This is a genomic window from Paenibacillus sp. BSR1-1 (genome assembly GCF_030403775.1).
GTDB lineage: Bacteria > Bacillota > Bacilli > Bacillales > Cytobacillaceae > Neobacillus.
On the sequence record NZ_JAQMWQ010000008.1, the window covers coordinates 1 to 13,256 of the forward strand.

The following is a 13,256-nucleotide window of genomic DNA, read 5'->3' on the forward strand; positions in this document are numbered from 1 at the left end:
TTTTTTCCAATAAACATTCTAACCAAATTAACCTACGTATTTACGAGTAGGAGCTAGTTTCGTTCATGATAACTCGGCGCTTTGGCGCCTCCGAGGTCTCCCTGTCCCGTACTCCCGCAGGACATTGAATGGCATCCTTGAATCCGCCCACGCACGAAGAAAATGCGATAGCATTTTCGAGGAGTCTTCATGCCTTCCACTCCAATCAACCGTGTTAAAAATCAACAACTGCCTATAACACAGCCATTTTCTAAATAAATGTCGTTTTATTTAACCGATTCACAGGCTTCCGTATTTTTTAAATACGTGCGCCAGGTGATGCACCATTTCTCAGGATGTTCCAAGTAATCCTGCTCGTCGATTTTGTGAATGGTACTATTATGCGGGGCCGTTTTGACGATTGCTGGATTGTCATAAGCTTCTTTAGAAATTTGCTCGAGCGCATGGATATATTCATCTAAATCTTCTTTGGAATACGATTCCGTCGGCTCAAGGGTGAATGGCTGCTTGACGATATAAGGATGATGACTGGTCCAATAATGGAGGCCAAAATCCGTCATCCTTAACGTAACATCCTCAGTGGTTACCCCCGTTTCCTTTGTCAGCTGCTCCCAGCTGTAGCGCACCTGCTCAAGTCGGTGTCCTTTGACATATGGTGCTCCTGCGCCGCGAATCGCTAACACCCTGTGATACATATAGTTATTGTTTAGTACGGCTATTTTCGCCACTTCCTTCAGACCGTCTGCACCGAGAGCACGAATCCAGGCATAAGCGCGCAGCACCGTTTGGGCGACACCGTGGAAGGAGCGGACCTTTCCAATCGAATGCTCTAAATCGTTCTTCAGAGTATATTTTCCATTGGCAAATTCCACAATCGGCGCTGGCAAGAACTCTTTCAATTCTGATGTCACTCCAAGGGCGCCGGTCGCTGGCCCGCCGCACATATGCGGGGCGGCAAAGGTTTTGTGCAGATTAAAGAAGCACATATCAAAGCCGGCCTCTTTTGCACGCGTGATTCCTAAAAGACCGTTGGCATTCGCCTGATCGTAAAAACAAAGACCGCCGGCTTGGTGAACAATGTCGGTAAACTCTTTTATCTTCGAATTGAAAATGCCTGTATCTTCTGGATTGGCTACAACAAATCCCGCTGTCCGCTCGGATACTGCCGCTTTTAACTTTTCAATATCAGGAAAGCCGTTTTCGTCTGGATGCAGAGTAATAATCTTATAGCCCTTTACCGCTGCTGTTGCTGCTTGAGATGGGTGGGAGAAAATCGTTGTAATGATTTCATCCCGTTTTTCGCCCTCGCCCTTTTGTTCATGATATTTTCTAACGATCGATGCCATGGCAAATAGCGCCTGCGTGCCGCTGCTCGGCTGGAAGGAGAAACAGTCCATTCCGGAAATTTCCCTCATGCATAGATCGAGTTTATGGAAAATCTCCAGCATTCCCTGAACGGTAACTTCAGGCTGCAAAGGATGCAGCTCCATCATTTTCGGATCCCGAATCAGCAATTCATTGATTTTCGGAATGTATTTCATCGTACAGGTCCCTTGCCCGATTTCGACGTTAAAGTCGGAACCAAGCGTTTCCTGTGAAAGTCTTAAGTAATGTCTTAATACACGGGCCTGGCCAATTTCCGGAAGATTCGGCTTGTTTTTCCGCTGCATTGACGCCGGAATCGCCGATGTTCCATTACCTACTGCCAAGGCAATATGTTCATTGACAGGCGGCAGCTCTACTCCCTTTTCCCCAGGCTGATGAAGTTCGAAAATAATCGGTTCATTCCATTTTGCCTGATGAAAGTCGCGGGTCTTGCTCGTACGTTGAATCCTTTGCATGTGAAAAAACTCCTCTCTATTTCGTTAAAATCTCTTGAATGGATTGAACGAGATGGTCGATATCCTCTTTCGTGTGAACCTCTGTTACACAAAACAATGCCGACTGGCCAAACTCTGGAAACTCTTGTGAAAGATCTTTGCCGCCAAAAACCTTCTTTTCTATCAATCTTTGATTAATTTGTTCTACGTTGCAGCCCGTTTGATTAAAATCAACAATAAATTCTTTAAAAAATGGTGAGTCTAAACGGGAGCCTTTTATACCTTCGACTTGGTTTAATTGCTGTACCGCATATTGACTATTTTGCATAATGGTTTGACCCACTTCCTGCATGCCATCTGGCCCCAGCAGCGCTAAATAGACCCCTGCCGTAATTCCCCATAAGGCAGTCTGGGTTCCGACCGATTCTTTGCCCTTCTCTCTTTGGGCAAATGAGGTCCGCTCATAGGCGACATCGCCAAAGCCATATTCTCCTTCGTTCACAGTAGGGACGATCCCAAACAATCGAGATGGATATTCATGAACAAACTTCTCCTCATTACGGGTTGCGATGAAGCCTGCCTGACCGCCGCTGTAATTCATGTGCATGCCAAGCGGCTGCAAGTCGCCGCAGACAATATCGGCTCCATAATGACTTGGCGGTGCAAGAACACCAAGTGAAATTGGGTCAACCCCAACCACCATTAAGCTCTCATTTGCCTTAAGCAGTTTAGAAATTTCCAAGCCCTGCGCTTCAATAAAACCAAGATAGGATGGATTTTCAAAATAAACGGCGGCCACATCTTCGGTTAATTTTGACTGTAGGTCTCTTAAATCCATCGCACCGGATGTTGTATCAAATTGTACAAATTCGAATTCTAATTGCGGTGTGCCGTAGTTAATGATAATTTTGCTTCGTTCCGGTGCAACCGTTCTCGCTAATAAAACCTTCTTCCTCCCCGTAATACGGGCAGCCATTCTAATAGCCGTCGCCGCTGCCTGACCCCAGTCAAAGGTTGGAACATTGACCACATCCATATCAACTAATTCGGCTACTAGGCTTTGATACTCAAAAAGTGCCTGAAATCTTCCATGATCCTCATAAGGCTCGCCTGCATAGGCGGTTAAAAATTCGGAGCGCTGATTAATTTCATCACAAACCGCCGGAATAAAATGCTGCCAGCAGCCTGCTCCGAGGAAGTTGATATATTCCTTTGTACTGGTGTTTTTACCCAGAATGCCTTCAATATGCCGTCTGAGCTCGTATTCCGTTAAAGCCGGCGGAAGGTCTAGCGATTCCTTTAGCTGAAGCTCCTCAGGAATACAAGAATATAACTCCATAATCGATTTGGCTCCGATGACCTTTAGCATCTCGGCTTGTACTTCTGGTACCATATTCGGTATATAAGGGTGCACCTTTTGTGCCATGACCATTACCTCCTGTAGTAAATTGATTTTTGAATTTTTTGAAAAATTAAGCTAATCCGCCGCCGTCCACAATTAAATCTGTCCCAGTTACCCATGCTGACAGGTCACTCGCGAGGAATAAAACGCCTTTGGCAATATCTCTTGGGGTGCCTAGTCTTTCCAATGGCCGGCCTTTTGCCGATGAAACTAGGAAAGCATCCTCTTTTAGGTTTAATTGCTTCGCTTCATCCCTTAATAACGGGGTATCGGTATCCCCTGGACAAATACAATTCACCCGGATATTTTGCGGCCCATGATCGATCGCCATTGCTTTTGTTAAATTGACAACCCCTGCTTTGGCCGCACAGTAGGCTGCGGCTTGATCGCCGCCCTTGATTCCCCAGCCGGACCCAGTATTGATAATGCTGCCGCCTCCGCTCTCTGCCATTAGTGGAATGAGGTATTTGGAAAGTAAATAGATTCCTTTTAAAGAAACGTCAATCACTAAATCCCAGTCAGCCTCTTCTAACTCCACAACCGTTTTTCTTCGGATAACACCGGCATTGTTAAAAAGAACCTCAACCGAACCATGTTCTTTTTCAAGATAATCTTTTACGGCCATACAATCCGAGGCCTTGGTTACATCACAGCGGAAAAACGCAGCCTTATAATCTTTTGATTGCAGGTCAGCCGCTGCCTTTTGGCCATTTTCCTCATTAATATCTAACATCACTACCTTTGCGCCGACTTCTGCTAATAATGTAGCCGTTGCCAATCCAATTCCTGATGCTCCTCCTGTAACAACACATACTTTATCCTTTAAGCCGAAATAATCTTTCGTTACCATCGTAATACCTCCTGTTTAATCCATTAGTGAATGAGCCAATAGCAGAAAGACACTGGATGTCCATGTGAAAGCCGGGTCCCGTAAGCCTTCGCCCGTAATAGCATGGAAATTCTCAGCCATTCCTGACCTATTAGCCATCGTGCAAAACTTTTCAGCAATTTCTCTAGCCAATTCCGTTTCACCTGAGTCTATTAAACCTTTGTAAATCAGCAAAGTGGTCGGAGCCCAAATCGGCCCTCTCCAGTAGCCGTCCTCCCGAAAAAATGGGCTGCTTGGCATTTCGGTAGCCAGACCAAAATCGGTTAAAAAGCCATTTGAAACCAATCCTTCAGCTAAACTTTTTCTAAACGATTCTGGCAATCTTTTACCGAGAATAATAGGAACATAGAGAACTAGGCTGTCGGCTTGAATTTCAGCATGATTTCCAGACATAACCGCGATAAACCGATTATCCTTCCAAAACATGCCTATCATTCGGCCCAGCAAATGCATAGATTCACTTGCCCATTTTTCTGCTTCCTCTTTTTTTCCTAATTCTTCGGCAATCTCTGCCAGCACTTCCATTTGAATAAGTAAAAACGCTGATAAATCAGGGCTTTTCACCGGTGTTCCTTTATGAAAAATCGTGCTGTTATCCCAGCCGCTGTCATTGCCGTGATGATAGTGCGGGAGCCCTTCCCCATCATCCCTATACTTGAACCACCATTCCGTCCACCTGACCAGTGGTTCATATACCTCTTGAAGTTTTTCTTCTGTAACGAACTCACGATTTTTCATAAGCTGCTTTAATGTCCAGCCATGGATTGGCGGTTTAGTAAAATTCCATAAGGCAAAGCGGTTATTCAGAAAATCAGGCAGCATTCCCGATTCATCCTGATGGTCGAAAAAGATCATGAATTGGTCCCATGCTAATTCCGGGGAATTCTCCGCAAGTGCAAGCGCGTTAAAGCAATGGTCCCAGCTCCAAATATTCGTCATCCAATTTTTCGACATATACATTGCAGGCCTGTTTAGAAGTCCCTCCGGCTGCACCACACAGGACCAAGTAATATAGGAAGCTAGCTCTCTCCCATTTTTCCACCTGGAATCACATTCTAGAACGTGTTCACTCCAGGTCTGATATTCCTTCCGGACCCATTTTTGCCCCTCTGAAAATGACAAGTAGGAACGTTCGGTGTATACCGTAAAGAACTCCTCAATCGCGCCCTCCATTTCCTTCGTTTCGGGATCTGGTAAAAAGTCAGCGGTAATTTCTACACAGCGCTGTTCTTGAAAGGGAGCATCCACCAGAAGAATACCCTTAATCGGCGTTAACATATAGCGGATTTCCTGACTGGAATGGTTAACCTCCCAGCAGCCCTGATGAGCGGGAACGGCATAATCGTAGGCTCCAGTCATCCCGGTTAAGCGGAGTCCTGCCCCTAGACCTCTAACCTGTAACACCCTTGCTTCAGAGATAATAATTTCTACAAAGCCTCCATCTGCCTCCAGCCTTAGAGCATCTGGGAACATTTGGGATTGATAAGGCACAACCTGACCTTCCAATAGAAGCTCGAGGCGAAAAACTTCCCCTAAATCGTGATCTCCATTTCGGATATTACGCAAATAAAGATGGTTTTCATCCTTTCCGTGCAGAGGGGAAATCACGATATACGATCCGTAACGGCTGAACGGAACCTTTGAAATATCAAACATCATATTCTGTCTCCTTTCTTATCCCTTCACACCAGACCTTGAAGTATCTTCGACAATATAGCGCTGGGCAAAGAAGAATAAGATCAGCGGCGGAATACTGATTAAGAATGTGACCGCCATAATGCCCTCCATATCGACGCCAAACATTCCCTTAAATTGAGCTAGACCAAGGGTCAGCGTATATTTACTTTGATCATTTAAGAAAACCAGTGGACCGAGATAATCATTCCAGCAGGTTAAAATATTAAAGACCGCCACCAAAATCAAAGAAGGCTTCATTAATGGCAGATAGATTTTATAGTAGATCTGAAACGGATTCGCTCCGTCCATTCTTGCTGCCTCATCCAGTTCCTTTGGAATCGACATGATGAATTGGCGCATTAAGAAAATATAAAACGGGGCACCGAACCAGGATGGAACAAACAACGGCTTTAAGGTATTGATCCAGCCAAGATAATTAAATTCCATATACTGCGGAATCATCGTTACCTCCCATGGAATCATCATCGATGAAAGGAGGACGATAAATAAAAAATCCCTTCCCTTGAACTTGAATCTAGCAAAACCATAAGCTACTAATGAAGATGAAAGAAGCTGTCCAATCGTCGACATTCCTGTCACGATCACAGTATTCATAAAAAATTGATTAAACGGCTGCGACATCCAAGCCTCTTTAAAATTGCTCCATTCAAACGTGGACGGAATCCATTTTGGCGGGAACAGGTAAAGTTCCTCCGGCGATTTCACTGAAGTGCTCAGCATCCAGAAAAACGGTGCTAAAAACAAGAGTGAAAAAAAGATTAATAAGATATAAATGGTTGATTTTTCAATTCTTCTTTTAGTTTTCATGCGAGACGCTCCTGCCTAGTCTTGGGTCATGCCGACTATTTATTTTTGACTTCTCCTTCGTAATACACCCAAGCAGATGATGACTTGAATACAATAAGCGTTAACACTAAGACAATGACAAACATAAACCAAGCATTAGCAGAGGAATAGCCCATTTTAAAATACTTAAACGCATTCTCATACACATACATCGCATAGAAGTAAGTGGATTTGAGCGGGCCTCCCCCCGTTAATACTAGTGCCAGCGTTAATTGCTGAAAGGCGCTGATAATAGTTGTTATTAAATTAAACAAAATTGTCGGTGTCAGCATCGGAATCGTTATTTTGAAAAATTGCTGAATTTTATTTGCCCCATCAATTGAAGCCGCTTCGTATAACTCGCCTGGAATTGCCTTTAGTCCGGCTAAAAAGATGAGCATCATCGTGCCCTGTCCCCAAAGGCTGGCAATGACCATCGCGATTAAAGCCCAGTTCGGGTTATTGAGCCAATCTGGACCCTTTACCCCGATAAGGGATAAAAAGTAATTTAGAATCCCATATTCTCCGTTATAGACCCATGCCCAGATCATCGCGAGAGCGACACCTGAAATCACTGACGGCAAATAGAAGAAGGTCCGGAAGAACGAATACCCTTTTACCTTTTGGTTCAATAAAATGGCCAAGAAAAGGGAGGTAATGATATTAAGCGGGACAAAAAGGGCAGCAAACTTTACGGTTACCCCTAATGATTCCCAAAATAACGGGTCTTCGGTAAACATAGTCTTATAGTTATCTAGACCAATAAACTTTGCCTCGCCAACGATCGGCCAATCAAAGAAGCTAATAAATAAGGAGTATAGCAATGGTCCGAGCGTGAAAGCTAAAAATCCGATGATCCATGGTGCGATAAAAAGGAGGGGGACAATGATGTCCCACCGTTTTTTTGTTTTTTTGATGGTTTCGACAGGTGCGGCTGCGGCATAAACGGGTTTCAACAAAAACACCTCTTTTATTTTTTACTGTCCAACGTATTTCTCTGAGTCCTTCACTGCTTTATTCATCAATTTATCGGCGTCCTGGCCAAGCATGACGGCATTTATGGCAGCTGATAGATTTCGGTTGATTTCATCCCAGTTTTTGTTTAACAGGAATGCTGGTGTGTCATTGGATCTCTCAAGCATTTTGTAGAATGGACTGATTAATGGGTCTTGTTCCGTTTTCATTTCTTTTACGACACTGATGCGTACTGGTAAATCTGCTGTTCTCATTTTGATCGCTTCAGCGGAGGAATAGAACTTGACAAATTCCCATGCCAACTTTTTGTTTTTAGAATCCTTTGCAACAGAAACTGCTGAAGAAGCAATAACTCCTTTGACTGGTTTCCCTTTAAAAGCTGGCATTTCCACTGTTCCAAAATTAACCTTTGCTTCTTTAAAGCCCTCTAATGGCCAAATTCCGCTTTCCCACATCGCAAGCTTTCCTGCTTTAAAGATATCGTCGCCGCTTTGTTGGTTTTTGCCCCCTACAAGGACAGCACTTTTATCCTTCACCATATCTCCGAATATTTTGATGGATTCAATCGTTTCCGGACTATTCATGTAGCCGTTGATTTTCTTTCCATCTTCACTGATAAAGCTTGAGCCATTGCTCCATACAAATCCTTGAAGATCATAGGTATCCGGCTCTGGTCTTACCCCAAATCCGTATTGCTTCTTCGCTGGATCGGATAACTTCTTAGCTGCTGCTTTAAAGTCATCCCAGGTCCAGCCATCCTTAGGATAAGGAACACCCGCTGCATCAAATAAATCCTTGTTATAGTAGACTACCCTTGTCGTAAATCCAGCTGGCATGCCGTACACTTTTCCATACATGCTTGAATAGTTGAAAAGGCCCTGGTAAAAGTCGTCCATGTCCATTTCCGGATCGCTTTTGACAAAGTTATCGAGTGGCTCAAGCGATTGAAAATAGGCCGGGAAATTCCACATATACATGACATCAGGAGGATTTTTCGCTCCAAAGGATGCGGCCAGCTTTTGATCAAATCCATCTCCGTACGCTTCAACCTGCACTTTTACGTTCGGATTTTTTTCTTCAAACTTCTTCGCGATTTCTTCTTGAATTTTCAAGGCTTCCCCTGAATCCCACGTTGCAAAGCGAAGGGTGGTTTTTCCTTTGCTATCCTTTGTTGATTGATCAGATCCGCTGCTTGATTTATTGTCCGAACAAGCGGCTAGAGCAAAGACCAAAATCAATACTAGTAATGTCGTGAGCCATTTTCTCATCTAAAATCCCCCTTTTTTTCTGTAAACATAATAGAAACCGCTTTCATTGTAACGTGAATGAAAGCGGTCTTGAACTTAATTTCATCTTATTCTTTTGGTAATATTGTTTGAATTTTCCCAAAACGAGGGAAATTTGTTAGCTTCTATTCGTCTTTTTGTTTTGCCGGTAATCCGATGGGGTAACACCGATACATTTTTTAAACCATTTGCTTAAATATTTTCCGTCCTGAATGCCTATTTTCTCCCCGATTTCCTGCAGGGTCAAAGACGTATTTTCAAGGAGGTCGCAAGCCGCCTGGATTTTTAGTTTTTCTGTAAAGGAAATAAAGCTTTCCCCAACCGTTTTTTTAAACATTGTACTAAAGTGGCTCCGGCTTAATCCAACTTCATTGGCGATAAAGGTAGAGGAAAGGGATTCATGCAAATGCTCCATGATGATTTGCACAGCTTTTTGGATTGGCTGCGGCCAGTCCTTCATCGAAATCTTAAATTGTTTTTCAAACTTTAACTGCCGGTATAGGGCTGATACTCCGTTCATCCATTCCGTTATCCCTTGGTTAGGGCCATTTACGTTCCAGCGGATGGAGGCATCTTTGCTCCTGGCTTCAACCAGCTGATGTTCAAACGCCTCTTTGGCTGTTTCCGGGATAAAGATAAAGGCTTGATCTTGACCGCAATGAATCTTTGCCAATTGTTTTTCCCCAACAGGCCATTTTTTATGAAAATTTAGTCCATTTACGAGAAAAATGGAAAAGGGTTCCTTCATCCATTTCCAATCTTCAAGAAATTTCTCGTCTAATTGTGCAAGAAAGGAGTTTTCAAAACCACATAGCCATTCATAAAAATCCTTTTCTAATGATGAAGAAGACTGAGCTTTCCCGGAGCTTGTTAATTCATTTTCAAAGCGTTCCAGGTATTCCTCAAACTCCTGGTCTTGGAAGGCTGTTTTCAAGATATACCCGGAAGCGCCAATATTCATCCCCTCTTGTGCATAAGTAAAGTCCCGGTGACAGCTTAACAATAATATTTTTACAGCAGGGGAAGTCTGTTTTATTTTTCTCGCGAGTTCAATTCCGGTCATTTCAGGCATGACAATATCTGTTATGACCACCTCAGGGGAATGCTCCTGAAAAAGTTCCCATGCCTTTTGCCCATTTGGAGCATCAGCAATAACCTCCATATTAAATTTTGCCCAATCGACTGTGGCGATTAATCCCTTTCTTACAATCAACTCATCATCTGCAAGTAATACTTTGATCATCACAGCTGCCTCCTTTTCGGCCATTTAATCCTAAAAATTGTCTTTATCCCTACAACAGATTCAATTGATAAGCCATACTCTGATCCAAAATGGAGCCTTACACGCTGATCGACATTATAAACGCCAATACCTCTTCCTTTATCATTTGGATGTGCCGGGGCTAACAGTTTCGTTGCCGTTTCTTCATTCATGCCTTTTCCATTATCCGTTAAGGTTAGTTCTAAATGGTCAGGTTTTTCTGATACTATGAGCTCGATTCTTCCCTGCCCGTCTTCAAAAGCATGGAAAAAGATATTTTCAAATAGCGGCTGCAGGGTCATTCTCGGGATAAAATAGTCCAAGCATCCTGAATCGATTTTTTCGATATATTCAAAGGTAGGTCCATAACGAACCTCTTGAACTTTCAAATAATGCTTTATCGTCTCAAGTTCTTTTTTCAACGGAATTAACTCGTCCGAAAAATTTAAATTCTCATGGAGAACCTCTGTCAAATGATAGATCATTTCTTGAACTTCTTTTGTTCCTGACAGCCTAGCCTTCCACTGAATTGAGTTTAAGGTGTTAAATAATAAGTGCGGATTAATTTGATAATGGAAAGCCCGCAGCTCCGCATGTCTTTTTAGCCGCTCTGTCTCGCTCATTTGCTCGATTAAGCCTTTAATTTGATTGACCATGTCATTGAAGCTTTGAGCCAATACTCCTAATTCATCCTTTGATGTAACCACAATCTGGGTATTTAAATCCCCTTCACTTACTCGCTCCATCGAGAACTTCAGGCGTTTGATTCTTTTCGACAGCGGGACTGAAAGAAATACCGCCAGAATACAGACTAAGAGAATCGAAAATAAAATGGCCAATAATGTATATTGGTAGATGACATTAGAAGATTGATAATAGTATTTTTGCGGTATCCGGACAACGATATCCCAGCCATATGCTTCAAAATGATTATTCCAGACAATATCGGACTTTAATTTTTCCGGAGCGTTTTTTGTTTGATATACAACCTGATGCTTTCCATTTTTAAGAGTGATAGAGGCATGAAGTTTATTTTCTAAAAAGTTAATATAAGAAAACAATTCCTCTGCGTTTGTTTCGACTAACAGCTTACTTCCCTTTAATACACCAAACTGACTTTCAATCGGAAAAACAAGTCCCATAATCTTTTCATCTTTTCTTCCGGTATAATAATGGTCAGAATTATAAAACCCGATCCAGAGGTCCCCCTCTTTTACGCGATTCGCTTCCTTCCAGAAGGGCTTTTGAACGAGCTTATGAATATCAACACGATCATTGCCATAATAGTAGCCTGTGTTGGTGATTAAATAGATTCCCTTCGTATTAAAGGTCTTATGTGCCTCTAAATATCTTTCAAAATTTTTATTTTCAATAAATCCCGCATACGTACGGGGGATCTCTTCTTTTAATATGACCAGGGTAGGATCTGATAAATAGTGGTTAATATCTTTTGAAATGACATACATTTGCTCAAAAGTATTTTCGATTTGTTTGTCGAGCTGGGAGACAGAAAACTTCTCATACTCGTTATATTGTTTATTTACGATCTCCGAGGATTTTTCATAGGATAAATACCCAAAAAGCCCTAATGGAATTAAGGCTACCATCAGGAAAAACAACACCATTTTTGTACGAATGCTGCCAAAGGACAGCGTTTTCACCTTTAAAGCTATCATGTTTAGAAAATTTTTCATCGGAATCACCTTGAGGTTTCTTTAAACCTAATAATATCAAAAACATTAAAAATAGAGTGAGAATATTATTGTGGAAAAAAAGGGGAAATAGAAAAAGTGAAACAGAAGGACGACCCTTCCATTTCACTTTCACACTTCTTTAAGGATTAACTTTTGTGTTAAATACTTGTTTGCCGTCTTTATATTCTAAAACTGTTGCTGATTTTACTGGGTTATGATTTTTATCGATTGTTACAACACCGGTAACTAGAGATAAGTCTTTTGTTTTTGCTAAAGCATCTTTGATTTTAGTAGTATCTGTGCTGCCTGCACGCTTGATGGCATCTGCTAATAGATAAACAGTATCATAGCCTAGAGCGTTGAACGCATTTGGTGCTTCGCCATTGTACTTTTCTTTGAAGGTAGAAACGAAATCTTGAATCTTCTTATCTGGGTCTTCAGAAGAATAGTGGTTTGTGATGAATGTGTTATTTAATGCATCAGCACCAGCTAATTCTACTAGCTTTGGAGAATCCCAGCCATCTGCACCCATTAACGGAACGTTAAGGCCAAGTTCACGAGCCTGCTTAACAATTAAGCCCACTTCTTCATAATATCCTGGAATAAAGACGAATTCCGGATTCTTGGATTTGATACGAGTTAATGTAGCACGGAAGTCTGTGTCCTTACCAACATAAGCTTCTTCCGCTACAATCTTGCCGCCTTCTTTTTCAAATGTTTCTTTGAAAGATGCTGCTAGACCTTTCGCATAGTCACTGGCACTGTCAGCAAAAATAGCTACATTTTTAACCTTTAATTCTTTCGCCGCAAAGTTTGCTGCTACTGTTCCTTGGAATGGATCAATGAAAGAAGTACGGAAAACGTATTCGTTTAATTTCCCTTTATCTGTCACTGTTACATTTGGGCTTGTCCCAGATGGGGTTAATAGAACTGTTTTTGTATCATTAGCAATCTGCGCCTGTGCCACTGTATCACCGCTAGTTGCAGCACCAATAATTGCAGTTACTTTGTCCTGGCTTGTTAGTTTCACTGCGCCGTTTGTTGCTTCGGCTGCTTCTGACTTATTATCTACCTTGACAAGATCTATCTTTTTGCCATCTACTCCGCCTTTTTTGTTGATTTCATCAACGGCAATATCTATTCCCTTTTTCAGTGACTCCCCGTAAGAAGCGACACCGCCTGAAAGCTCTAAGTTTACACCTACTTTAATTGTGTTGCCCCCCGCTGCATTTTCCTTTGGACCGGAACAACCTGCTAATACACCGGCCAATAATGCTGAGGCCATAAACGTCTTTGCCCATTTTTTCTTCATCATGTATGACTCCCCTTTATCTGATTTTTCTGACAAAACAAATCGTGGAATGGTACCCTATCATTTTATTAATGCTTTTGTTTAGTCAATTTAC

Annotated in this window: 10 protein-coding genes; all 10 read right to left on the reverse strand. The window is 42.3% G+C overall.

Annotated elements, in window-relative coordinates; translation table 11 throughout:
• Positions 1–266: 266 nt before the first annotated feature.
• The 10 genes from gcvPB to PH210_RS13755 all read right to left on the reverse strand — a co-directional run bounded on the left by gcvPB (position 267) and on the right by PH210_RS13755 (position 13,165).
• Complete coding sequence (gcvPB, locus tag PH210_RS13710) at positions 267–1,841, reverse strand: aminomethyl-transferring glycine dehydrogenase subunit GcvPB (protein WP_289986171.1); 1,575 nt, start codon at positions 1,839–1,841, stop codon at positions 267–269.
• 16 nt (positions 1,842–1,857) lie between these two features.
• Positions 1,858–3,246, reverse strand: a complete 1,389-nt coding sequence (gcvPA, locus tag PH210_RS13715; RefSeq protein ID WP_289986172.1) for an aminomethyl-transferring glycine dehydrogenase subunit GcvPA — start codon at positions 3,244–3,246, stop codon at positions 1,858–1,860.
• A gap of 46 nt (positions 3,247–3,292) precedes the next feature.
• Entirely contained in the window at positions 3,293–4,072 is a 780-nt protein-coding gene (locus PH210_RS13720) for an SDR family NAD(P)-dependent oxidoreductase (protein ID WP_289986175.1), read from the reverse strand.
• Positions 4,073–4,087: 15 nt separating this feature from the next.
• On the reverse strand, positions 4,088–5,770 hold the full coding sequence (locus tag PH210_RS13725; protein WP_289986177.1) for an amylo-alpha-1,6-glucosidase: 1,683 nt from the start codon (positions 5,768–5,770) through the stop codon (positions 4,088–4,090).
• A gap of 15 nt (positions 5,771–5,785) precedes the next feature.
• Positions 5,786–6,616 (reverse strand): carbohydrate ABC transporter permease, encoded by an 831-nt coding sequence (locus PH210_RS13730; protein ID WP_289986178.1) that lies wholly within the window; start codon positions 6,614–6,616, stop codon positions 5,786–5,788.
• Positions 6,617–6,651: 35 nt separating this feature from the next.
• Complete coding sequence (locus PH210_RS13735; RefSeq protein WP_289986435.1) at positions 6,652–7,551, reverse strand: carbohydrate ABC transporter permease; 900 nt, start codon at positions 7,549–7,551, stop codon at positions 6,652–6,654.
• A gap of 60 nt (positions 7,552–7,611) precedes the next feature.
• A complete protein-coding gene (locus PH210_RS13740; RefSeq protein WP_289986179.1) occupies positions 7,612–8,877 on the reverse strand; it encodes an ABC transporter substrate-binding protein in 1,266 nt (421 codons plus the stop codon).
• Between the two features lie 136 nt (positions 8,878–9,013).
• Positions 9,014–10,138 (reverse strand): response regulator, encoded by a 1,125-nt coding sequence (locus PH210_RS13745; RefSeq protein WP_289986180.1) that lies wholly within the window; start codon positions 10,136–10,138, stop codon positions 9,014–9,016.
• The gene (locus tag PH210_RS13750; protein ID WP_289986181.1) at positions 10,138–11,850 is read right to left on the reverse strand and encodes a sensor histidine kinase; all 1,713 of its coding nucleotides are present in this window, start codon (positions 11,848–11,850) and stop codon (positions 10,138–10,140) included. The genes PH210_RS13745 and PH210_RS13750 overlap by 1 nt, the downstream gene beginning before the upstream one ends.
• Before the next feature lie 139 nt (positions 11,851–11,989).
• Positions 11,990–13,165: an ABC transporter substrate-binding protein gene (locus PH210_RS13755; protein WP_289986184.1), complete on the reverse strand. Its 1,176-nt coding sequence runs from the start codon at positions 13,163–13,165 to the stop codon at positions 11,990–11,992.
• Between the last annotated feature and the right edge of the window lie 91 nt (positions 13,166–13,256).